At 51.3% G+C, this 23258-nt stretch carries 20 protein-coding genes and 1 pseudogene; 2 read left to right on the top strand and 19 right to left on the bottom strand.

Annotated features, from left to right (window positions below):
• Positions 1-57 precede the first annotated feature (57 nt).
• The 5 genes and pseudogenes from EAV92_RS24430 to EAV92_RS07325 form a co-directional block, all read right to left on the bottom strand.
• Positions 58-999: an LptM family lipoprotein gene (locus EAV92_RS24430; protein WP_164472660.1), complete on the bottom strand. Its 942-nt coding sequence runs from the start codon at positions 997-999 to the stop codon at positions 58-60.
• Positions 996-2040 (bottom strand): annotated as a pseudogene (locus EAV92_RS07345) (MBL fold metallo-hydrolase). Before EAV92_RS07345 ends, EAV92_RS24430 begins: the two are co-directional and overlap by 4 nt.
• A 139-nt stretch (positions 2041-2179) precedes the next feature.
• Positions 2180-2590, bottom strand: coding sequence for an RDD family protein (locus EAV92_RS07340; protein ID WP_123040463.1), 411 nt, complete (start codon positions 2588-2590; stop codon positions 2180-2182).
• 109 nt (positions 2591-2699) lie between these two features.
• Entirely contained in the window at positions 2700-4016 is a 1317-nt protein-coding gene (locus EAV92_RS07335; protein WP_241158468.1) for a COG4705 family protein, read from the bottom strand.
• 446 nt (positions 4017-4462) lie between these two features.
• Positions 4463-5695 (bottom strand): aminopeptidase, encoded by a 1233-nt coding sequence (locus EAV92_RS07325; protein ID WP_123040460.1) that lies wholly within the window; start codon positions 5693-5695, stop codon positions 4463-4465.
• A gap of 128 nt (positions 5696-5823) precedes the next feature.
• On the opposite strand from EAV92_RS07325, the gene EAV92_RS07320 reads away from it, so the two are divergent.
• Positions 5824-6900, top strand: coding sequence for an FUSC family protein (locus EAV92_RS07320; protein WP_164472659.1), 1077 nt, complete (start codon positions 5824-5826; stop codon positions 6898-6900).
• A gap of 4 nt (positions 6901-6904) precedes the next feature.
• On the opposite strand, the gene EAV92_RS07315 is transcribed toward EAV92_RS07320, so the two are convergent.
• From EAV92_RS07315 to EAV92_RS07255, 13 genes are all read right to left on the bottom strand, one after another.
• Entirely contained in the window at positions 6905-8593 is a 1689-nt protein-coding gene (locus EAV92_RS07315) for a DUF6044 family protein (protein WP_123040458.1), read from the bottom strand.
• A gap of 171 nt (positions 8594-8764) precedes the next feature.
• Positions 8765-9805 carry an LLM class flavin-dependent oxidoreductase gene (locus EAV92_RS07310; RefSeq protein WP_123040457.1) on the bottom strand — a complete coding sequence of 347 codons (1041 nt, stop codon included), beginning with the start codon at positions 9803-9805 and terminating at the stop codon, positions 8765-8767.
• A 97-nt stretch (positions 9806-9902) separates the two neighbouring features.
• Positions 9903-10166, bottom strand: coding sequence for a thioredoxin family protein (locus EAV92_RS07305; protein WP_123040456.1), 264 nt, complete (start codon positions 10164-10166; stop codon positions 9903-9905).
• Between the two features lie 52 nt (positions 10167-10218).
• Positions 10219-10671 carry a (2Fe-2S)-binding protein gene (locus tag EAV92_RS07300; RefSeq protein ID WP_420888807.1) on the bottom strand — a complete coding sequence of 151 codons (453 nt, stop codon included), beginning with the start codon at positions 10669-10671 and terminating at the stop codon, positions 10219-10221.
• A gap of 23 nt (positions 10672-10694) precedes the next feature.
• Complete coding sequence (locus tag EAV92_RS07295) at positions 10695-11525, bottom strand: FAD binding domain-containing protein (RefSeq protein ID WP_123040455.1); 831 nt, start codon at positions 11523-11525, stop codon at positions 10695-10697.
• A complete protein-coding gene (locus tag EAV92_RS07290; RefSeq protein ID WP_123043618.1) occupies positions 11512-13845 on the bottom strand; it encodes a xanthine dehydrogenase family protein molybdopterin-binding subunit in 2334 nt (777 codons plus the stop codon). The genes EAV92_RS07295 and EAV92_RS07290 overlap by 14 nt, the downstream gene beginning before the upstream one ends.
• 38 nt (positions 13846-13883) lie before the next feature.
• Entirely contained in the window at positions 13884-14378 is a 495-nt protein-coding gene (locus tag EAV92_RS07285) for an FUSC family protein (RefSeq protein ID WP_123040454.1), read from the bottom strand.
• A gap of 85 nt (positions 14379-14463) precedes the next feature.
• Positions 14464-14580: a sporulation protein YjcZ gene (locus EAV92_RS07280; protein ID WP_123040453.1), complete on the bottom strand. Its 117-nt coding sequence runs from the start codon at positions 14578-14580 to the stop codon at positions 14464-14466.
• Positions 14581-14755: 175 nt separating this feature from the next.
• Positions 14756-16366 (bottom strand): thiamine pyrophosphate-binding protein, encoded by a 1611-nt coding sequence (locus EAV92_RS07275; RefSeq protein WP_241158467.1) that lies wholly within the window; start codon positions 16364-16366, stop codon positions 14756-14758.
• A gap of 118 nt (positions 16367-16484) precedes the next feature.
• Positions 16485-17900, bottom strand: a complete 1416-nt coding sequence (locus EAV92_RS07270) for a PQQ-dependent sugar dehydrogenase (protein WP_123040451.1) — start codon at positions 17898-17900, stop codon at positions 16485-16487.
• Between the two features lie 91 nt (positions 17901-17991).
• Complete coding sequence (locus EAV92_RS07265) at positions 17992-18522, bottom strand: GNAT family N-acetyltransferase (RefSeq protein WP_123043617.1); 531 nt, start codon at positions 18520-18522, stop codon at positions 17992-17994.
• Between the two features lie 21 nt (positions 18523-18543).
• Entirely contained in the window at positions 18544-19077 is a 534-nt protein-coding gene (locus EAV92_RS07260; RefSeq protein WP_123040450.1) for a DUF1572 family protein, read from the bottom strand.
• Positions 19074-19982, bottom strand: a complete 909-nt coding sequence (locus EAV92_RS07255) for a PhzF family phenazine biosynthesis protein (protein WP_123040449.1) — start codon at positions 19980-19982, stop codon at positions 19074-19076. Before EAV92_RS07255 ends, EAV92_RS07260 begins: the two co-directional genes overlap by 4 nt.
• Positions 19983-20093: 111 nt before the next feature.
• Here EAV92_RS07255 and EAV92_RS07250 point away from each other — a divergent pair, with 111 nt between their 5' ends.
• Positions 20094-20963, top strand: coding sequence for a LysR family transcriptional regulator (locus EAV92_RS07250; protein WP_123040448.1), 870 nt, complete (start codon positions 20094-20096; stop codon positions 20961-20963).
• 57 nt (positions 20964-21020) lie between these two features.
• Here EAV92_RS07250 and katG read toward each other — a convergent pair whose 3' ends face one another.
• Positions 21021-23207 carry a catalase/peroxidase HPI gene (gene katG / locus EAV92_RS07245; protein ID WP_123040447.1) on the bottom strand — a complete coding sequence of 729 codons (2187 nt, stop codon included), beginning with the start codon at positions 23205-23207 and terminating at the stop codon, positions 21021-21023.
• Between the last annotated feature and the right edge of the window lie 51 nt (positions 23208-23258).

The following is a 23258-nucleotide window of genomic DNA, read 5'->3' as shown; positions in this document are numbered from 1 at the left end:
ATACAATGCAGGGACATCCGTAACGGATGTCCCTTTCTTCATGCAGGATAGAAGCACCTAGTCGATATTCGCGACATTCCATTCGCCGGCTTTGTTTTTTCTGACCGTAAACATGTAGCCGGAATGAAATAAGAAACCCTCTTTGCTAAGCGCCTTATAGAAAACGCTGACATTATATTTGTTTTCGTCCAGCTCCGAAATCGAATCCAGCTTTTCGAAACGGTACGATTTTCCTTCATCAATCAAAAAGCTTAACGCTTCCGCTAATTCTTGTGATTCCAGCGATTTCGAGAATGCCTTTGCGTCCTTGGCGATGATCGCGTCCATGCTCGCCAGCGCGCATTGCAGAACCGTTTTCTGAGTTTCGTCCAGCATCGATTCGTCGTAAGTCAAGAACACGCCGGCTTTAAAATCCTCGCTCGCATGCGTCTCCCTAATCGACGTAATCATGGATAGAAACAGCTTCTGCGCATTATTTTTCTCGTCGGATGAATAGGCAAAGCGGATGATCAACTCATTCGATTCGCCCTGGAACGAGAAGTAATCGTATTCCATCGCCGGGTCGCTCCGGTCCGATCCCAAGTATTCTTTATAAGCTGCCAAATCGGGATCGGCTGTCTGAAAGTCCGGACGGAACAAGTTGCCGTCCATAATAGCGAAAGAGTTTCTAGGCTCTCCATAGCCCCATTCTACCCCCTCCGCTAACTCTCGTTGATCCATGAATTTCGGAACGTAAACTCCGTACGGTAACGATGTGTGTCTGCGGAAAACGGCGTCCGTCAATTGGCCATTGAACGTATACGCCTGTATGATCGAGCCGCCGGACTGAACCTCGCCGAATAAGGAAGTTTGCGGGATTGGCGAGGGTTCGGGGGTCGTCTCTGCCTGCAGGCTCGGACTTGCTGATGGCTGAGCAACGTCGTTCGGCCCGGACGACCCGCATGCGGATAACACGAGTGCGGTGAATAGGATAATGATGAAACTTCGACCCCTTTTCATAGAAACGTTACGTCCCCCCACCATGGAGATTGAGCAGCCTGCAGTTCTCCGTTTAATGGGATGGTCTCGCCAATTTGAGGGGCAACAAGACTCACATTTACCTTCACCGCCTCTGCTGATGCACGTTCTATTGGCTCCGTCCAACCATGGTACGCAAGAGTAAAGGCTCCCCAATGAATGAGCATCATATTTTTCCCGTTTACGTCCACATGGGCCTGTACAGCCTCTTCGGGTGTCATATGGACCCACGGCCAGCGCCGGTCATATTGACCTCCTTCGATCAGGGCCATGTCAAAGGGACCGTACTTTTCCCCTATCTCTTTAAAATGCGCACCATAACCCCCATCTCCACTGGTATAGAAACGGGTTCGTTTTCCAAGTATGACCCACCCGCCCCATAATGTCGTATCTCGATTGAAAAGTCCTCTACCCGAGTTTGGATGGAGTCAATGCAATGGTTAAGCCTTGGAACTCCGTTTCATCCCACCAATTGAGTTCCGTGATTTTTTCTTGTGCGACTCCCCAACGGATCAAGTGTGCACTAACGCCGCAAGGAACGAAAAAATGGCCAACCTTGTCCCCCAACTTACGTATAGATGGGCAATCTAGGTGGTCGTAATGATCATGCGTAATGAATACAGCATCCATATGCGGCAATTCATCAATCATATGCAGCATGTCTTGGCTATAGCGTTTGCTTCCAAGAAAAGAAACAGGCGAAGCAACCGGCCCAAGCATCGGATCGACAAGTATCTTTTTATTGTCCAGAGAGAGTAAAAAAGCAGAATGCCCAAACCAAGTTAAACTATCTTCTTCACTTCGGATTTTGTTCCAATCCAATTCGAATACAGGCAATGGACCGGAAGGTCTGCGGTCTTGTGCACCTGAGAGGGAATCCTTAATCATGGAGAAGTAATCAGAAAAACTCATGTCCATCTTGGTCGGAACTTCATTCATAAACTTCCCCTTAATATAATTATCAAATTTAGAATATCGTTCTTTCTGCTCGCGATTTGGGTTTCCTCCGAGTACTGGGTGCATTTTTCTCCTATTCCCTTCCTGCTCATGCTTGATAAAAACATTTTAAGTTCAAGACGCTTAACAATCAAATTTGACTTTATGTAAGAAAAAAGGCGGCCGATTTGGCCGCCAATATATTTTTAATGTCATTAACGATTGGTTAATCGCGTATGACTTCCGTACCTGCAATAAAATCGTGAAGCGACCGTTTATCCTCACGAACTCCGACCATAATGGCACTCACGATGGTGGCAACGCCAAAAGTTATGCCATAAACAACGCCGGCAACTACATTGCGAAGGAGCATCGTCCCCAGGCCCGGAGGCCCTCCGTCGGCGATTTTAGCGATACGAATACCGCATATTCTTTTGCCGACCGTATAACCGTTCCAAATGATTGGGATAAGCAATGCATACAGAAACGTCAATGTATCGGATAAAAACTGATGACTTGATATTCCGTTTCCGGTAATGATCATGGATATGATCGTCAGAGGTAAGCCGATGATGAGTGCGTCAAGAAGAATCGCTCCCAATCGAATCCAAAAGCCAGCCGGTTCACTTGCATGCAAGCATATCTCCCTCTTCCTTCATGAAATTTGCGTTCCCTTACATTATACTCCATAAAAGAAAAATGACGGCCGATTTGGCCGCCATTTTATCCCTAGAGGATCAGCATGATTAATTGGAACCGTTAAGAATATGAAGTGAATCGTTCAGTGCAGAAATGCACTTGGTTGGATTTGGGTTGCTTTTGCGAACGGCAGCCAAAACTACGTCAATCGTTCCATCAATTTGAGTCCACGCAGTGCCGTCTATTTTCCTGAGCTTTGGTTCAGCAATGTCCCACTGATGTTCCAAATTGTCAGCGCCTTTACTGGCGGAAGAATAGTCCTTCGTGTTTATGGCGTTCAACATATCGTTTTCGATTTTTATGAAACCCGTTAATCGTCCGGCCAATTTTGACTGCGATACAGGTTTTGCGGCTTCCGGCGTTGCTGCCGGAGTCTGAGAAGACCCGGATGGCGATGATGCGGGAGCTTGTGATGCCGCTGATGAATCCGAATTGGACGCCGTGGCCGAAACGGGAGAATCGATTTGCGATGTGATTTGACGGTTCAATTGAACATACCCTCCGATGCCGGCAGCTAAGAAAATACAAAGTACGGCAACGGTTTGAATGAGAACGTTTCTTTTGTTTTTTTTTGCTTGCCCCGACTCTACGGTTTCGCTTTTCGACGCCGTATCGATTTTAGTAACAGCCAAGAATACGATGACAGCCAAAATCGCAGCTAGAAAGATGACGCTCGTAATCGTTGTTCCTAAGCCTAATCCGCCATTGATATGGGATTGGGACAAGTAGTCACCCAAGGATGCCCCTAGCGGACGAGTCAGAATATAAACGACCCAGAAAGCTAATACCGTATCGAGGCGCAGCCATTTCCAAGCCATATAAGTAATCGCGACGATAATAACGACCGTGATGCCCGTGTTAAAGTAACCTAGCCCGAGTTGTTCGGAATACAGATCGCCGACAGCCGTTCCAAGGGCGAATGTAAATAGAATGGTTAGCCAATAAAAAACTTCGCGCTTCCTTGTGTAGATCGAGTGAATGGAAAGCGTCTTTTCGCTTGCGAACCAAACCAGGAAAGTCAGTCCCAACAGAATGCCGAAAACGGTCGTGCTTTTCTCCAACGGTACTCCGATCCCGTCCGTCAGATTATCGGTAACCAACGTTCCGAAAACGCTGATGAATACGACAGTCAGCCAATATATCGCGGGTACATATTTCGTTGCCCTGAATTGAAGAAACAAGAAGATGAAAAATACGACACCCATAATCATCGTTGTGTTCGTTAAACCGAATCCCAAGTTGAAATTGAGATAATCCGCAAAAGTTTCCCCGACCGTTGTGCATAGAACTTTGATGATCCAGAAGTAAATCGTAACCTCAGGCACCTTGCTCAACAAATTGCTCTTTTTGTTTAGGTTTGCCACCACGAAATTTCCCCTCATCGAAAGTGGAATAAAGGATATGAACGGCTAATTCGAATATCTAACCCATACATTAGCCTCTAATCCTAAACCGTCGGTGAAGGAATTCTGAATTGTTTCTTAAATATTTCCCGATCAGGGGATGCTAGTTTGAAGTACGTACATTTTTCTTACGTTATGTATAACATCCTGTCCCTTCTTTCGGACCAGCATATATTGTCGGTGTGATGATGAATCACAATCCTAACGGGGGAGGTGATAACATGAGCGAGGGAGTTGGCAGTAGATCCCATGGTAATAGATCTCATGGCACCGGCAGTGCTTTCGCGTTTACTCTGGTTATGTTCATTTTGCTGGTGATTATTCTTTCGGGATTTTTTATCTAATCTATTACAACAAAAAGGAGCCTCATGAATTCCAGAGGCTCCTTTTTTTATGCAAGGCAACGACTAGATAGCCCAATTCCCTTGGCGAAAAACAGGCTCGACGGTTCCGTCGGGCAGTTCTCCATCGATGTCCAGCTCTGCACAACCGATCATGAAGTCAACATGCGTAAGGCTTACATTGGCGCCGCGCTCCATTAATTGTTCGCTGGATAGCTTCGTTCCGCCTTCCAGATTCACGGGATAAGCACTTCCAAGAGCGAAATGGCAGGATGCGTTTTCGTCGATGCCGGTATTATAGAAGATTCTGTTCAAGTTCGATATCGGGGAATCATGCGGTACAAGCGCGGCTTCTCCAAGATAGGATGCGCCTTCATCCGTTTCCAACAGCGACGTCAGATGTTCACGACCCGAATCGGCCTCGTAAGCAACCACTTTGCCGTCTTTGAACGTCAACGCGATTCCTTCGACAAGCCTGCCGTTCAAATTGAGAGGCAGCGTGCTTCGGACGGTCCCGTTCACGCCGGCTCGATGCGGCATCGTGTACACTTCTTCCGTCGGCATGTTCGCCACGAAGTATACGCCTTTCTCGTTCTCTCCTCCTCCGCCCCGCCAAATATGGCCTTCAGGCAACTCTACCCGCAGGTCCGTACCCGGCGCTCGATAATGGAGACTCTTGTACCGTTTCGCGTTCAGAAGATTTTGCCTTGTTTTCAAATGATCAATATGTTCTCGCCAAGCGGCGACCGGATCTTCCGTATTCACCCGTACCATTTTGAAAATCGCTTCCCACATGGCTTCCACCCGCCGCTCTTCCGGAAGGTCGGCGAATACTTTGCTTGCCCACGCGCGCGTAGGAGCTTTGATTAACGACCAACTGATTCGGCTATTGCGCGTATAGGCCGAATATTCCTTTCTTGCGACAGCGGCCGACTTGACCGCCGCCGATACTTTAGCGGAATCGATTCCCTGGAACAGATCCGGATTGGGCACTTTGATATGCAAGATCGCACCGCCTTCTTCGGCGAAACGAACCATGCTGTCTGCTAACCACTGCGGATAATAGTCGAAAGAATCGTCGGACGCTTTCTCGTATCGGATGCGGGCAATCTCCTCGTCGTCCCATTCCACGATGACGTATTTGGCTCCTGCCTCATATGCCTTTGCGACAATCAGCCGCGTAAATGGAGCCGTTTCCAACGGCGCGTGTACGATCAGCACTTGGCCGACTTGAACATTGACGCCAACCTTAACGACGAGTTCTGCATACTTGTTTAACATGGATTCGAAATAATCCATTTTTGCCTGACTCCTCTCTCATCATGTGTTCAATGTTTGAATTTTTGTTCGCACATACGGTTATTAACAAGAAGAACCACAGAAACGCTGCGTTCCAGCGAACGGGGGATCGAGTTGTGAGAACTTTCATGAACAGACTGCTTCCGTCTAACCGGACAATCAAAGCTGTACTGGCTGCCGTGTTGTCCTGGTTGATCGCCAACCGCATGGGATCGGAGCATCCGTTTTTTGCACCGCTGGCCGCCATTCTGTGTCTCCAAGTCACGGTTGAAAAATCAATCCGATTGGGATTTCAACGCATACTGGGTATTTTGGTCGGCGTGACTCTGGCAAGCGGCTTTGTTCATACATTCGGAACGCATTGGTGGAGTCTGGCCCTTCTTTTGCTGATTGGACTAACGGTCGGCCAAGCGTTCAAATTTCCCCAATATACCTACATGCAAATCGGCACCAGTGCATTGCTGGTGCTCACCGTCGGAACCCAAGCGAGCTACGGCATTGACAGAATCGTGGAGACGTTGATTGGCGCCGTGATCGCGATTGCCGTCAATCTAACGGTCATCCCTCCGGATTTCAGCCGAGAAACCGAAAAATTGCTCCATCATGCGGCTTCGGACCTTGCTTCGTACTATCGCCAATATTCGAAGTGGTTCAGAGACGATACCCCAGTGTCTGCTTCAGAAGACTTAAGGCGCTCCTTTACAACATTGGCGCAAGATTTGAATCATACCTCGTCGAAGCTCGAACAAGCCATGCACGCCTTAAAATTCAGTCCATTTACCCGTGGGAGAAGAAAACGACTCGAGTATTTGAAGCTGCTTCTAAATACGCTGATCCTCGGATGTATGCAAGGCGTGGAACTTCAGAAAAACGTGCTTGAAGCCTCCAGGTTAACCGACTTTAAAAATACGGATCGTAAGCGGTGGACGGAGTTCTTTTCCGGTCTAGCTGATTATATCGAGATGTGGAGAGATGACGCAATCCCGGGAAACGTTCCGAAACCGACCATGCTGTTGAAAATTCTTGAACGTACATCGATGACGGCGGAAACCTACATGTCCGCGTGTTGGGTTCAAACGCGCCGGCTATTGCAGGATTTCACCAATCTTGACGGTATGGAGGAGAGAATATTTCCCGAAGCGAGGCTCGCGACCGGTAAGGAATCGGACGGAAAAAGCCGCGGCCATGACCTGTTCGAAAGTTAGGACATCACTTCGCTTCGTACAGGTATATTCTCCATGCCGATTGAGGATCGTCAAAGATGTTCAGAAGTTGGAGTCCTTCTTCCTCGGCATTCATGATGGGAACGGCCGACAGAATATATTTGCCCCCCATCGCCTTTAACACGGCCGTATTCAGTTGCAAATGGTTGATTTTAACGATTGAATTTTTTGTAAATTCGTAGTTCTTTCCAAGCTCGCTTACAAAAAGATAACACCGGCTTCCCCATTGGTCGAAGTAGGTTTGCAGATCCGGACTCTTGTCCAACTCCTTGGCGATGATTTGCCGGAATTCATGTTTGTACGTAAGCGGATAATAATTCACGTAAGAATCCAACGTATAGAAGCCGTTATACTGGGCGATTGAAGGATGAAGTCCGATGCTGGCTACGCGATATGATTCTTGAGGCAGCCCGATATAATCTCTGATCTGTTGAAATTGATTAACGGCATAAAATTGTTTGACGGACGGTTGACCGTAAACGCGATAAACGATTTCGTCATTGCAAAAGAGAAGGAGTATCACTTGCGCAACGACATAAAAACGCACCCTCTTTTGCCACTTCCCGCCTAACATCCAAAGGATGTACAGAGCAAGCGCAAAGCTGACGTAAATCGTGAGCGGGTGCAGGTAATGAAACCGGCCGAAATTAAACATAGTCAATATAGAGAAACGTTGCTTTAACGGCTCCCACGCTTTGTAAAACCAGAAGGCGTACCATAAGGACAATGCGAAATTGAATCCGATCAGATAAAGAATTCTTTTATGGACTTTTTGGCTTTTTTGATTGAACACAACAATGAGCGCAATGCTGATGATAGGCAATATGACCGGGGTATGCATCGTTAAAACTTGATTATGACCGAATAAAAAATTAAAAACCGCGAGACCCATGGAATACCAAAAACCGTTCTGTGATTCAACGAACTCCGTTCGACTGGTGGGGGCGCTCGATAAGGCGAGCCCTGAAAGAAGCCGATAATCAATGGCCAAGTAAATCGCAGTCATGAACGCGATACCCACGAAGAACACTGGATTCCAATCGCGTTTCTTGATCCCATCCCGGAGCCACAGCAGACCCATCGCCGTCAAGAAGAAGAAGAAACCCAGGACAAAGCTGGAGTATAGAGGCAGGAGAGCCAATACTGTCCACTCTCTCCAGGAGTGCTCTCTGTTGCGTATTTTCAAAAAAGCCCAAAGCGCCAAGGGCTGTCCCAAAGTGCTCAGCATGCCCGAAGGCCAGAATGGAGTCAAGGCAAACGCAAGGGCAACACCGACTCGTATAAGGCTGGTGTCTTGCTCTTTAAGAAAGCGCTTCTTGAGCAACAAGTACATACCGAGAAAAGCAGCGAACCTCGTAATCGTTTGGCTGATCGCATAGGCGGTCATGGTGGGAAACAACGCATAAAGCCATACGATGCCTCGGAATTCGGACTCATAAGCGCCTCGCGGCAATCCGTTCATCACTTGGGGAATAACCGCGTTCAGGGGTCCAAACAGCTCATGGCTCCGTGTCAGTACCGTATACCAAGCGACGTTGGAATCCAAATTGTCTTGAACGCGGATGTGAGCATTGTCGCCTAGAACGATAAGAGGCGATAAATAGAGCAAAATAATGAATAAGGAAATAAGAATAAGACGCTTTTCTTTGGTGAGTTTTACAGCTGCCTGTTGCATGATCAACCTGCCTATGGGTGTGTTGGTCTCGACCTAGTTTCTGCAATTCGTAACTTGCTTATCCCCTTTTTACCCATGTTATATGAAATGACTTTAGATTTACGATAATATTCGTTTCAAGGACAAAAAAACAGCTGCCGATGTGACCGGCAGCCGTGAGGATTCATTGATTTATGAGCGATTCCAAACTGAACTTCGTACTTCTCGGCGCAAGATCGGCGCGACCTCTTCGGCGAAACGTTCCAGCTGTTCGCGTTGTTCCGATTCGGATAACCCGTCAACGCTGATGCTGAGTACTTCGTTGCCGAAGGCTTGCTGATAGTCCAATATTTTCTGGACGACGCTTTCCGGATTGCCGACCAACATCGAGCCGCGTGCGATGTGGTCTTCTAGATCCTTGAAAGGAGATTGGTTATGTTGGGAGGCAGGCGTAGAGAATTGAGCTTCGTAATAGGGACGGAATCTCTTGATCGCTTCTTCCGGCGTATCCGCCAAATAGAGACTGCCGGCGCCTGCTCCGACGATCGCTTTACGAGGATCATGTCCGTAGTAAGCGAATCGCTCCCTGTAATGATTGATAAGCGCCTTGTATTTTTCTTGCGGATGGAACGTATTCGACGAGAAAAGAGGTTCTCCGTATTGCGCAGCCAGCTCCGTTGAAATTTGGCTTGAAGCGCTGCCGTGCCAGATCGGGATTTGGCGTTGAAAGGGTCTGGGCAGAACGGTTACCTCATGAAGCGGAGGCCGGTATTTGCCCTCCCACGTTACTTTCTCCTCTTGCCATAGCCTTCTTAATAATTTATATCGTTCGGCCAGAGAGTCCCACTGTTGTTCCTCTAGAATGCCGAATAACGGATAATGCCGCGGATCGTTGCCCTTGCCGATGATGATTTCGAGCCTGCCTTCGGACAGATGGTCCAGCGTTGCATAATCCTCGGCCACCCGCACCGGATCCAATACGCTTAGCACGGTAACGGTCGTGAGCAGCCGGATCCGTTTCGTTCTGGCCGCGATTGCCGTAAGCACGACGGGAGGCGACGAGGATAGAAAGGGCGGTCCATGCCTCTCTCCTACGCCGTATGCGTCGAATCCGAGTCGTTCCGCCAATTCGGCTTGTTTCAGAACGTTAAGCAGCTTCTCGTGATCCGACAACGATTCCCCGGTAACGGAGTTTGGAATATTCATGATCAAGCTGAACAGCGCAAATTTCATTGTTAGAATATCCTTCCCAACGCTTCAGCAAGAGATTTATCGGCTAACGATGGACTGAATTTCCCGCAGGATGGCGTCTCCGATTCGCCAAGCTCGCTTACGCAATATCCTGATTATCCGGATCGCGGTTCTGGATATGTAAACGCAGCTTATCCGTGCGATCCGCGATCTTGCCGAACAGCGGAAGATTCGCGACGACATCCCCGCACCAATCGTGCGCCAGCACGAGCACGTCCACCGGTTCCTCCCGGCCGTTCAGGAAAGACAATTGCCGCTCTTCCAGCGCGTAAGCTTCGTAATTCGCCGCCAATGTTCGCTGGTTCACTTGCGCTTGTAAGGATTTATAATCAAAAAATAACATGGGAAAGACGCTGGGGCTAATCGACTTTTTCTATTTCCTTATAGGGAAATCGTTATGCGTTCGTTTTATTGAGAACGGATGCGACGGCCTGCCGAATCTCTTCATATCCCGTGCAACGGCATATGTTGGACTGGAGCCAGTCGCGGATCGTCGCTTCGTCTGCCTGAGGATGAGTGCTTTTTAGCGCATGGATATTCATAATGAAACCGGGCGTACAATAGCCGCATTGAAACGCAAAATGCTCGACAAACGCTTTCTGAACGTCGGACCCTTGGAGCCCTTCAATCGTGACGACCGGTTTTCCGGACGCTTCAACAGCCAGCATCAAGCAAGACTTTATCGGCTGCCCGTTCACGATAACCGTGCAGGTTCCGCAATCTCCATTCCTGCAGCCGGGCTTGGCTCCGGTTAAACCGAACGATTCCCTTAACACGTCAAGAAGAAGATCCGCCTGCCGAATTTCCGCCGAACGTTTCTCGCCGTTCACAAGGAACTCGACTCTCAAAGGGATCACTACCTCCCTTCTCTCTAACTGCCGAGGATCGATATCATATCGGTCAACGCCGTTTTCCAAACGAATTCGCGGTATGGCGCCGATGCTTTGATATCGCTGAGAATGGGAGCGGGCAGCTGAGCTGCCGCCAGCCGGATCCTTTCCTCCACCGGTAAATTGCCATCGTTCAGAACGCCTTCAATCGCAACCGAGCGGAAAGGAAATTCACATAGGCCGCTAAAAGCAAACCGGTTTCCCGAGTTTGTTTTCAGAGCTGCAAGAGTCACAACCGGATAATCGATGGCCGCTGCCTTTCTTTTCTTAAGGGTCAAATAGGGCATCTTCAAATATGGCGTATTTGTCATGGATTGTACAAGAAACTCTCCTCTGCCCAATTGAAGCGTTCCTTTGAAAATTTGACCGATCGGGAGCTGGCGAATGCCTGCCGGTCCGGCGATCATCAGTTCACTGTCCGTAAGCAGCAGAGGAAGAACCGCCTCCCTGTAGATGAACCGGCTGCATAGATTTCCCCCGAGCGTGATCAAGTTTCGGGATGTTCGATCGGCAACGCCGGCCCCCGTTTCTCCCAGCAACGGAAACACTTTGGCATCATGAAGCTCGGAGAGAGTGAGAGCGGAACCGAGAACGAGTCTCTGCTCCTTCACGGCCATGCTTCGGCATTGCGGGATTTGTTTCAGATCGATTACGGCTTCCGTGTATACGAAATTCCTTCTTCCAAGCGTAATGATCTCCGTTCCTCCCGATAAATACATAGGCCGCTTTCCTTGCGCACCCAATCTTTGAAAAAGGTCGACCGCTTCTTGAATGGAAGCTGGCTTGTAATAATCGAAATCATACGGAATCATCGGCAAAACGCCCCATTCGTGCTCTCCATACCGTTTCCGGATAGAGAGGAAGCGTGTTTAACCTGACGCTTGCAGCCCTGGACAATGCATCCGCCAGCGCCGCAGGCATGCCGATTAACCCGTGCTCCCCTAGCGCTCGGGCTCCGAACGGCGTATCCAGGCAAGGAGTTTCGATGAAATCGACCACATAGACCGGCTCTTCGTCGTAGCGAAGCACCGTGTAATCCCTCAGCGTAGGGTTGAGCACCATTCCCTTGTCGTTATAATCGAACCCCTCGCGATTGGCAAAGCTTAACCCCATGGCCATCGCTCCCATCACCTGGCCGAACGCCCCGCCCGGATTCAGCACCTTTCCGGCATCAATGACCGAAATCGCTTTGACGAGACGATAAGAGCAATCACGGATATCCATTTCAATCACGACCGCTTGCGCGCCGACATTCCATTCCGGACCCGGCGTTCCTTTTCCCGTCTCGGGATTTAGCAAATTCATTCGCCGCTGAATATAATTTCCCCGGCCGATAATCTGCCCGCCGATCGCATTGCCGTTGGGATAACGGTATCCGTAACAGATGTCCTTTACGTCGATGTTCACGTGAGGGTCGGCCCGTACATAGACTTTTTCATTTTCCAGCACCAGGTCCTCGGGATCCGCGCGAAGCACGCAAGCCGCGATGTCGAGCAGCTGCCGGATCGCATCGTCGGCTGCCTTTAAGACGGCGCGGCCGGCCAAAAAGGTTCCCCTGCTGGCAACCGTTTTCCAATGCTCCGGCGTGATCCGCGTGTCCACCTTGAGTTTGACGTGAATTCGGTCCACGCTCATTCTCATTCTTTCCGCCGCAATCTGTGCCAGCACGGTCTTGGTGCCGGTACCGATCTCTACGACTCCCGTTTCCAAGTTAAGGCTTCCATCGGGATTGAAGAGGATTATCGCTCCGGAGGTGGCATCCGTGTCCATCGATGAATTTTTCCAGAAGCAACTGATACCTTTGGCTTGAATACGGTTTCGGTCCACTTGCCGAACCTGCCAATCGTCCCATTCCGCCAAGGTTTTCAATCGGGCTAAACAAGTCTTGAGATCTCCCAAATTACTCGGAGTCAAGAGATCTTGGGTAGGCGCGAAATTTCCGGGAACCGCGGCGTTGCGCATTCGCAATTCCCATGGATCTATTCGGAGCTTTTCGGCTAATTTGTCAACGGTTCTCTCCATGGCAAATGTAAGCTCAGCATGTCCGTAACCTCTGAAAGCCGCGGCAAAAGTGTGATTGGTGTACAAAGTCAGGCATTCGCATTCCAGATGCTCGATCGCGTACGGTCCCGAACAATCGGCAACCGCCGCTCTCGCCACGTCACTGGATTTGTCGTCGTAGGCGCCGCCGTCAAACCAGTATCGGATGTGCGCGGCTTTCATCATCCCGTTGGAGGTGCTTCCAAGCCGAATAGTCGCATGGAGCCCGATACGGCCGGGGGCTGCCACCATGTCCTCTTCACGGGTCAGCACGATTTTTACTTTGCGGCCTCCTACTGCTTTCGAAGCCAGATAGGCGATCGGTTCCAAAAAAATCGCCGTTTTGCCGCCATACGCGCCGCCAACCAAGGGGGTATGTACGACGATCCACCCGGAATCGATCCCGAAATATTTCGCCATATATTTCTTTACGGTAAAAGGAACTTGAGAGGACGTTTCGATGAGGATATGGCCGTCCGGCCGTATTTCCGCGCTGGCACAGCGGGTTTCCATCGCGACATGGTCGGAAGGCGTAAAGAATACCGTATTCTCCACGACGATTTCACTCTTCTTCAAACCGTCGTCGGCATTCCCTTTGCGCAGCCGAATGACGCTCGCGATATTGGTGCCGGGAACCGGTTCGACGCCTTCAAGGCTTTCATACTCTCCCAATCTTTCATGCAGAATCGGGGCATCTTTCTTTAAGGCGTCCACGGGCGAGTTGATGACCGGCAAAGGTTCATACTCCACGCGCAGCAAATCCGCCGCCCTTCTCGCCGCGACTTCGGTATCCGCTACGGCAACGGCCACGACTTCGCCGTAGTACCGAACTTTATCTCTTGCGATAATCGGCCTGTCCCGAATCTCTTCCCCGATCAAGACGTCACTGGCTTTCCCGGTCAGAATCGCCCTCACTCCGGGTATCTGCTCCGCTAGAGACGTGTCTATTCTCAGAATGCGGGCATGCGCATAGGGACTGATCGCGAGACTGGCATGCAGGATGCGTGCATCCACTTCATCGGCTGTGTACATGGCGGCACCGGTGACTTTATCGAACGACTCCTTCTTGGGTACGCTTCGCCCAATCGCCATCATCGTTCACACCCCATTTTGTGCATCAATCTCTTATCTTATTGGCGATGATGGGGGGATATGATTCGGTCTACCAGCAATTGAAGGATCAACGCCACGGCTACTCCGATGAAGGTGTCGCGGATACGGTCTAATGCGTAAGCTTCGGATTTCTGTTGCAGACTCAGCACTAACGCCACGCTAAGCGCCGTTTCCCGAACTAAGACCTCCTTGCGTCCGAAAATAAACGAAAAAAACCCGGCGACGATGAGCATGGAACCGATCGACCAGCCATTCACGGGGATATAACGTGCGGCCCAGAACGTCACGACGACACCCAGCAGGGTTCCAAGCAGACGATAATACGAAAAACGGACGGATTTCCCAAAGGCCGACTTCGTGCACAAGATGACGGAGACGGGCGCGAGAAACGGGTGTTCCGAGCCTGCAAGCTTGGCGAGCTCCCAAGCCAATGCGGAACCGACTCCCATCGTGAAGTTCAGAATGCTGATTTTCATCCATGGAGGACGAGACTTCAATGCCGCAGCTTTCAAGATGGCTCCTCCTCATATGTATGAAAAAGAAGCGGCGACCCCGTAAGTCGCAGCTTCTTTTTCGCTATGCGGTTCAAGTGTCAACTTAGATGAAGAAGCCTGCAGAGAGGATAATCACCAGCAGGATGAACAGAACCAGCACGAATGCTGCTGCGCGGCCGAAACCTGCGCAGGAAAACCCGCCGCCTACACCGACGCTCATGAACTTCACCACCTTGAGCAAATCGTGATATTGATTATTACATCCCTAACATATGACAATGACGTCTCCAAGGACAGGACGTTTACCCATAAATGAATATTTGGTTTGATGCTGAGGCGGAAAAAGCGGCGGGTGTGCGGATGGTGTTGGTGTGGTCATCTTGATTTTCTCCCTGCTATGTCGTCGGATAGTCCGGATAAACCGCTAAAGACGTAGGAACGTCAATCAAAGTGGGGTGGGTACTCACCTTGGACGCATGCAGCAGATTTTCCAACTCAGCCGCGGATTGGATGCGATACCCCTTCCAACCGCATGCATCGGCGAGCTTTACATAGTCGGGGTTAGCGACTTCCGTACCTTCGCGAATGAGCCCCTTCTTCGCCATCTTGTTTCGCTCCATTTGCAAGGTGCCGTTGTTGCAAACGATCATGGTGATGGGCAGCTCGTACCTGGCGGCGGTCAGCAAATCGGCTAACACCATGCCCAGTCCTCCGTCCCCGGTTAAACAAACGACTTGCCGCTGCGGATCAACCAACTTCGCCGCCATGGCTGCAGGCAAACCGAATCCCATCGTCCTCCACCGTTCCGAGAACAGAGTCCGCTGATGTTGGGCTCGGAAGTTGCGCATGAACCATAAGGTTGAATCGCCCTCATCCAAAGCAATGATCGCGTCCGGAGACACGTGCTTCTCGATCATTCTGACGATGTTGGAAGGATGAAGCGGAACCTCCGTGTCCCTCCCTTCCGTTTCGTTCTGATTCGCCCAAATCTGTTTGCACCGCTGAATTTGATCCCGCCATTCCGCATCGCCAGGATGTGACTTTAACGCTTCGGCGAGCTGGGAAACGACCGCGGCGACGTCGCCGACCATGCCGGTTTCTGCCGGCGGCCCTATACGCAGCTCCGTCTCATGGCCGGCAATCCGAATGACGCGCGCATTCGTCGGAGTTTGACCTTCCGGCCACCATGTGGTGCCGATGGCAAGTACGACATCCGCTTCTTTGAACCGGCCGGTGACATAGGGATTCCCGCCTTCCCCAAGTCCGCCCAGAGCCAAGGGGAAATCGTCGGGTATGACTCCGGTCGCGGCGTAGGCGCTTACGACACCGCTTCCCCATGCCATCGCTAATTGTTTAATTTCTTCGGATGCCGGCTTCGCCTTCTGGCCCGCCAAAATCATCGGACGTTTCGCTGAACGCATCGTCTGCAGCGTTTGCGAGAGCATGGCCGGATCCGGTTGTCCCATTGAGACTTGGATCGGGGCACAGGGTTTACTTAGGGTCTGCAACGTGAAAAGATCCGCCGGTATGGACAGGTGCGATACGGTACCTGCTGTAAGCGAGGTGGTAATGGCCGCCGATAAGGCCGGTATGACCGCATCGGGATGTACGGCAAGCTGCGAGAATCCCGTCAGAGCCTGTGCGAGCTCCTGCTGGTTGATCAACTGCTTGTAATCCGTGCCGATCTTTCTTACCGGGGCTTGTCCGGTAATGGCGAGAACCGGATAACCGTCCATATAGGCGTCGCCCAATCCGTTCAGCAGATTGGTCAGTCCGGGTCCCATTTGCGCCGCGCATACGGCCAGTTTCCCCGTGCATTTGGCATCTGCCGAAGCCATGAACGCGGCAACCGACTCGTGTTTCACCGAAATCCATCGGATCGAGCTTTGCTTGGCGATCGCGTCCAGCAATCCGAAAATGGCATCGCCCACGACTCCATAGATTCGCTCGACACCCGAAAAACGAAGCTGCTCGAGAATGGCTTCGGAAACGGTCATCGTCGTCATCCTGCCGCTCCTTCCCATCCTTTTTCGTGTAGGTTGGCATTTTCGCGATCGTACTATTCCCTGCATATGGAAAACCATGCTCAGGCATACTGGAACCGCAGACTGTTGGCGCTATGAATTACGGTATAATTTCAAAAACCGTACCTTGGTTCGGATCGGCCACTTTCATGGAGCCATAAGCTCCTAAGAACAACCGGGTTTGGTCCCGATTCGTGCCCAGACTGACGAAATACGCGGATTGGGCTCCGAAATCATAGTCGGGTTCAATCACATGGAAGTCATTCGGTTGGCCATCCGTTCTGACTCTGGTGTAAGCTAATACCCCTCTCACGGGAGGCCGTGCTTCTTCTTTCCGGGCAATATCCGTAAATACGACGCTTCCCGTTAATCCGGGGATTCCATGGCCCATATAGGCTTGAACCCCTGTAAGCGCCGTTCCTGCAAATTTGTCGGGTCTTTGATCTTGGTGGTAATAACAAGTTAAAGGCTGCAGACGGATCGCCGATGTCCTGACGCTTTCATTGTAGTAGGCAACGGATTTCTCATCCAAAGCAGGATTTGTCGCGCAGTCTCGGATCGTCGAAGTAGGAAAATGGCCTTCCCATCCTCTCCAGCCGAAGTTGATCCTTCCATTTTGATCCGATGTTTCGTTAGCCATGTAAGCTTGAACGAGCTGCCGTACCGGAACCGGTCTATAATATACGAATGAAAATATCGACTCTACCAAGTCCTGCCCGACATTCCCCGCATACTTGATATACTGATTGGAAACCCGTTGATAGGAAATTCCCGGTATGTTGCGAACTCCTTTGGCCACTACCGTCAGCGAATCCTGAATCGGTGCGGGGAGTTCATGGAAACGGGTGACCGCAGGCAGATTTTGGATAGTTGGGATTCTCGTTACATCGATATCCATGATCTTGCCGGCGATTTCCATATCGTCCTGGCTCAAATTAAAGGGATCATAGCCCGAACCGCCGTCACCGGTCGTTAAAATGAGATTTCCCGTTTCCGGTGAAAAGTTTAGGCTATTCACCCCATTATGATTTAAAAAGGGTCTTCTTATGTTCAGTAATGTACGTCGTTGCTGCGGTTGGCCGTTTGACTGCACGATCCATTCCTCAACCGTGTCGATATGATCATATTGCGATTCCCGGTTCGTCCACTTGAGGTTTAAGGTGCTCGGGTCGCAAGCGTCCGGCTTAAAACGTGACGTCAGCGCACCCGGGCCTTGCGTTCCCGCCTGCGAATAATGCAGATAAAACAAACCGTTACGATGGAATCCCGGATGAAACGCCAATCCGAGCAAACCCCGCTCATCATATCCCCCACTGGCCGCACCCAGTTTGATGACCTGTGAGCGAATATCTAAAAATGTCCTTACCACTCCATTTCTTATGTAAAAAATCTCTCCTACCTGGGTTGTGATAAATAAGCTTTCCATGGAGTCTCCCGGCAGGATCGTCGTTTTCATGACCGTGGGCAAGTTGATCTTGCTGACGATGGGTCGTAATCGAACTTTAACCACCGCGATATTCCCCTCCCATTTATCGTTTTCTTATTACGAATATATGCGAATAAGCCTGCCGGTAGAAAACCGGCAGGCTTTGAATTACGTCCTTACGCTACTTCATCCGTTCAAACCATTCTTGTTCCAACAGCCCCATTTCCCACACATTCCAGTAACGGCCGTCCATTTTTCGTTTATCCCGAATAAGCCCTTCTTTGACGAACCCTGCCTTCTCGTAACAAGCAATCGCGGACTGATTGAAATCGATCACGCCCAGACTCACTTTGTGCAATTTCAATTGATCGAAAGCGATGGTTAATACCTGTTGGATCATCCTTTGCCCGATGCCTTGTCCCCTCAAGCTTTTTTTCCCAACCAAAACCTTGCCTATCCTGGCGGATTGATTGAGCCGATCCAACTGTAAATGAATATGCCCGATGACCTCATCGCTTTCTTCAAGGACCACCCGATAGATGAAAGCTTGAGCCTCGTCGGTATTTGCGTCTGAGAGATAATGATCCAATTGCCGCTCATCTAATGGATAACGGAAGGTTTGACCTCCCCATTGAAACATGAATGTCGGTGAATCTATCCATGCCATCAGCTGCGCAAAGTCGGATCGCTCGAAAGGTTCAAGTCTGATCATGAGCATCCATGCCTTCCCGATTCAATGATATTGACCCGTGAGATGCTCGGTCGTTTCCGTTAATGATTTGGCAAGCACGACGATCTGCCCCGCATGGTACCCGTAGTGCGCGCAAACCTGAACCAGAAGCCGGCCGACCGCTCTTGTATCACAGGGTTCCTCGACAAGGGAGTCCAATCGGTGCATGCGCATCCAGTCCTCCCGATCATAGCGGATCGTGACGACCCGCGAGAGATCTTCCTCAGACAAGGCCGATAAGGCCAGCTCTGACTCGGACCGTGTTTTGCGCAGAAGGACGATCAGCTCTTCCTTGGAAATTCTCCCATCCGTCGTGAATTCGCGGGAACGTTCCCGGGAGAACGGTTTGTTTCCGATCGCGCACGAGATATTTTGATATTCGTTACCCGCCAGATGCAGACAGAGATTGCCGATGCTGTTCATGGAAGCTTTCAACCGCGTCCAAATACCATCATCGTTAAGCAGATCGAGGCTTCGTTCGATTCGGGCAAGCTGCTTGTTCATGTCCTCCAGTACGTCCCGTACCAGATCGATCATGACAGCCCCTCCATTCGGAGCGTGCCTTCAATCGTCACGTGCGCGTATCCCCCGACTTGGATCACGACATCCCCATCCGACGATTGTGCGGTTACATAGAGCATGCCGGGACGTCCGAGAGCATCGCCTTGGCCGATCTTGAGGCGTGTCGTTTCAGGACCGATGATCTTTTCCAAAGCTAGATAGCCGGCCAAAGCGCCGTTCGCCGCCCCCGTCACGGGGTCTTCCGGAATGCCGATCGACGGTGCAAAATCCCGGGTGTACAGGTCAAACCCCGGCTTGGCGTCGAACGTAAACAGATGGGTATTGCTGATGGAAAATTTTCGATTATACAAAGCCATTGCATCCATATTCGGCTTGGAGGCATCGACCGCTTGGTGGGTTTTAACGGGAACGATCAGCGTCCAGTTTCCCGTAAAGGCAAGTTTGATCGGATATCGATCATCCAATTGATCCGCATCCAGACCGATCAAGTCGGCCAATTCCGACGGATCGACGAATGGAGCCTCTTTCACCTGCGGGGAAATCTGCGTCATCGTCACCTTGCCGGCGTTGCTTTCGCTCAATTCCCAATGTACGGGGATCAGGCCAACGTTCGTCTCTAAGGTGACGTGATCCGCTCTGTTTGCCCACCCGTACTCATGGGCAAGCAGCCAGACGGAACCGACCGTCGCATGCCCGCAGAAAGGGATTTCTTCCTGCGGCGTGAAGTAACGAATCCGAAAATCGGCCTTCGGATCCGTTGGCGGCATGAGAAAGGCCGTCTCCGGCAAGCGAAGCTGGTTGGCAATCTTTTGCATCTGCGTTACAGTTAAAGAGCCTGCGTCGGGAACGACGCCTGCGGGGTTTCCTTCGAACGGTTTTTGCGTAAAAGCATCCACGTGATACACGCTTATCGGTTTCATCTTAACGGCTCACTCCCTTTTCACTTCATGATAGTGAAGTTCCGAGCCGACGTAAAATGAAAATTAGCCATGTGATACATGAAGAAATATTCATGGGAGTGACGGACGACAATGACGCTGTTTCAATTGGAAGTATTTCTTGCGGTCGTGCAGACGGGCAGTTTCACCAAGGCGGGAGAGCTTTTGCACGCCAGCCAGTCGGGCGTCAGCCACAGCATGGGAGATTTGGAAAAAGAACTCGGCATGGTTCTTTTTACGCGCAATCGCAATGGCGTCAAGCTGACCGTTGCGGGGGAACGAATTTTAGCGCATGTTCGCGAGATCGTTCACCATTCGGAACAGATCTATCAGGCGGCCGCAGCGTCCAAAGGCGTGAGGGGCGGGACCGTGCGGATCGGCTCGTTTCCCAGCTTTTCGGCCCATGTCATTCCGGGGATTTTTCAAGCGTTTCGCAGCCATTATCCGGGTGTGGAGCTGCTTCTCTTTGAAGGAAATTACGCGGAGGTCGAAGGATGGATCGGGGAAGGCGTCGTAGACGTCGGGTTTCTGGCCGATCCCGGAGACAGTGCCGGATTGGACGTCGTGCCATTGCATAAAGATCCTTACGTTGCCGTCCTCCCCGCTCAACATCCTTTGAGGGATTTTGATACGCTCTCTATCGAGCAGCTTGCCGATGAACCGTTTCTTTCGCTGAAGTCCGGATGCGAACGCCTCGTGATGAGCGCGTTTCAAGAGAAAGGCCTTCACCTCAATAAACAGCTCGAGGCCGCGGAGAATGCCACCATTCTTTCCATGGTCGAAGCAGGCATCGGAGTGTCCATCATCCCTTCCATGATCCTGCCTGACGCACCGGTCCATATCGTGGTGAAACCATTGAATCCTCCTATTTTTCGTCATATCGTTTTGGGCGTTCTCTCACGGCATCCGATCTCCCCGGTCGTCGCCGCTTTTATCCAAGAAGCGCAAAAGCGGTTGAAGTAAATAAATAAACGGCAGGGAACCCTCCCTGCCGTTCTTTGTTTTATCCAATCTATGCGATTACGCTTTTGCTTTAAGATCAAAGCGGTCTGCATTCATGACCTTGACCCAAGCCGCGATAAAGTCGCGCACGAACTTCTCTTGGTTGTCGTCTTGCGCGTAAACTTCGGCAATCGCGCGCAGGACGGAGTTCGAGCCGAATACGAGATCCGCGACGGTCGCCGTTCGCACGACCTCCCCCGTCTTGCGGTCGCGTCCTTCATAGACGACGGCGTCCACCGGCTTCCACTGGACTCCCATGTCCAGCAAGTTCACGAAGAAATCGTTGGTGAGGGTGCCGACGCGGTCGGTGAAAACGCCATGCTTGGTGCCGCCGAAGTTCGTACCCAGAACGCGCAGTCCGCCGATCAGGACGGTCATTTCCGGCGCGGTCAGGTTAAGCAGCTGCGCCTTGTCGACCAGAAGCTCTGCCGCGCTTACGCTGTACTGCTTCTTCTGATAGTTGCGGAAACCATCCGCGACCGGCTCGAGCACCGCGAAGCTTTCTGCATCGGTTTGCTCTTGCGTGGCATCGCCGCGGCCGGGTGCAAAAGGAACCTTGATGTCGAAGCCGGCATCCCGTGCGGCTTTTTCCACCGCCGCGCTGCCGCCGAGTACGATCAAATCGGCCAGGCTGATCTTATGGTCCAGGTCGTCCTGAATGGCTTCCAGGATTCTCAGCACTTTGTTCAGCTGAGCAGGCTGGTTCACTTCCCAATCCTTCTGCGGAGCCAGCCGGATGCGGGCACCGTTGGCGCCGCCGCGCTTATCCGAGCCGCGGAAGGTACTGGCCGAAGCCCAAGCCGTCGTGACCAGCTCGCTGACCGTCAATCCGGAGTCCAAGATCAGGGTTTTGATATTTTCGATTTCCGCATCCGTGAAATCGCCGTTGCCGGCCGGGATAGGATCTTGCCAGATCAGCAATTCTCGCGGAACTTCCGGGCCCAGATATCTGGCGCGGGGACCCATGTCCCGGTGCGTCAATTTGAACCAGGCTCGAGCGAAGGCATCGGCGAACTCTTCCGGATTCGCATGGAAACGGCGGGAAATCTTCTCGTATTCCGGGTCTACGCGCAAGGCCATATCCGCGGTGGTCATTATCGTTTTCACCCGGATGGACGAATCTTCCGCGTCCGGTGCAAGATGCTCGTCAGCAGGATTTATGGGAGCCCATTGATGTGCGCCTGCCGGGCTTTTCGTCAGTTCCCATTCATATCCGAATAACGCGTCGAAAAATCCGTTATCCCACTGCGTCGGATTCGCGGTCCAAGCCCCTTCAATGCCGCTGGTAATGGTGTCGCGGCCTTTGCCGGAACCGTGCGTGCTTAACCAGCCCAAGCCTTGCGCTTCGATGGATGCGCCTTCCGGCTCAGCGCCGACGTGGACAGGATCTCCTGCACCGTGTGCTTTGCCGAACGTATGGCCGCCGGCCACGAGCGCGACGGTTTCTTCATCGTTCATGCCCATCCGTTTAAAAGTCTCGCGGATGTCGCGGGCGCTTGCCAGCGGATCCGGCTTGCCGTTCGGGCCTTCCGGGTTGACGTAAATCAGGCCCATTTGAACGGCTGCAAGCGGATTATCCAGATCGCGTTCGCCCGTGTAACGCTTATCCCCCAGCCACTCCTTCTCAGCACCCCAGTAGATATCTTCTTCCGGATGCCAGACGTCCGCGCGTCCGCCGCCGAATCCGAAGGTTTTACCGCCCATGGACTCGATCGCGACGTTCCCCGTCAAAATCATCAAATCGGCCCAAGAGATCTTGTTGCCGTACTTTTGCTTAATGGGCCACAGCAAACGACGGGCTTTATCCAGGTTGCCGTTGTCCGGCCAGCTGTTCAATGGAGCGAACCGCTGCGTGCCGGAACCGGCGCCGCCGCGGCCGTCGCCCGTACGGTAAGTGCCGGCAGAGTGCCACGCCATCCGAATAAAGAAAGGGCCATAATGACCGTAGTCGGCCGGCCACCAATCTTGACTGTCGGTCATCAGCTCGCGGAGATCCTGCTTCAGAGCCTGATAGTCTAGCTTGCCGAATTCCTCCGCATAATCGAAATCGTCTCCCAGCGGGTTCGATTTCCTATCATGTTGATGAAGGATGTTCAAATTCAGCTGGTTCGGCCACCAGTCTTTATTCGTTGTTCCGCTTGTTGTATGCGTCGTAGCGCTCCCGTGGTGAAACGGGCACTTTCCCGTGTTCGCTGTAGCGTCCAAATATACCCCTCCAAATTAGATTATAATGAGTTCTAGATAATAATAATTCTA

The sequence above is a fragment of the Cohnella candidum genome (genome assembly GCF_003713065.1).
Lineage (GTDB): Bacteria > Bacillota > Bacilli > Paenibacillales > Paenibacillaceae > Cohnella > Cohnella candidum.
The sequence above is the reverse complement of the archived record's forward strand: the minus strand, read 5'-3'. Positions and strand labels throughout refer to the sequence as shown.

Excerpts from the sequence above, each read along its gene's own strand:
- EAV92_RS24430 (WP_164472660.1), bottom strand. The coding sequence starts at position 999 with ATGAAAAGGGGTCGAAGTTTCATCATTATCCTATTCACCGCACTCGTG.
- EAV92_RS07260 (WP_123040450.1), bottom strand. The coding sequence starts at position 19,077 with ATGATCGATCTGGTACGGGACGTACTGGAGGACATGAACAAGCAGCTT.
- EAV92_RS07315 (WP_123040458.1), bottom strand. The coding sequence starts at position 8,593 with ATGCAACAGGCAGCTGTAAAACTCACCAAAGAAAAGCGTCTTATTCTT.
- EAV92_RS07295 (WP_123040455.1), bottom strand. The coding sequence starts at position 11,525 with ATGATTCCGTATGATTTCGATTATTACAAGCCAGCTTCCATTCAAGAA.
- EAV92_RS07320 (WP_164472659.1), top strand. The coding sequence starts at position 5,824 with ATGAACAGACTGCTTCCGTCTAACCGGACAATCAAAGCTGTACTGGCT.
- EAV92_RS07305 (WP_123040456.1), bottom strand. The coding sequence starts at position 10,166 with ATGTTATTTTTTGATTATAAATCCTTACAAGCGCAAGTGAACCAGCGA.
- EAV92_RS07265 (WP_123043617.1), bottom strand. The coding sequence starts at position 18,522 with ATGATCAGACTTGAACCTTTCGAGCGATCCGACTTTGCGCAGCTGATG.
- EAV92_RS07255 (WP_123040449.1), bottom strand. The coding sequence starts at position 19,982 with ATGAAACCGATAAGCGTGTATCACGTGGATGCTTTTACGCAAAAACCG.
- EAV92_RS07250 (WP_123040448.1), top strand. The coding sequence starts at position 20,094 with ATGACGCTGTTTCAATTGGAAGTATTTCTTGCGGTCGTGCAGACGGGC.
- EAV92_RS07290 (WP_123043618.1), bottom strand. The coding sequence starts at position 13,845 with ATGGCGATTGGGCGAAGCGTACCCAAGAAGGAGTCGTTCGATAAAGTC.
- EAV92_RS07280 (WP_123040453.1), bottom strand. The coding sequence starts at position 14,580 with ATGAGCGTCGGTGTAGGCGGCGGGTTTTCCTGCGCAGGTTTCGGCCGC.
- EAV92_RS07325 (WP_123040460.1), bottom strand. The coding sequence starts at position 5,695 with ATGGATTATTTCGAATCCATGTTAAACAAGTATGCAGAACTCGTCGTT.
- EAV92_RS07275 (WP_241158467.1), bottom strand. The coding sequence starts at position 16,366 with ATGACGACGATGACCGTTTCCGAAGCCATTCTCGAGCAGCTTCGTTTT.
- EAV92_RS07310 (WP_123040457.1), bottom strand. The coding sequence starts at position 9,805 with ATGAAATTTGCGCTGTTCAGCTTGATCATGAATATTCCAAACTCCGTT.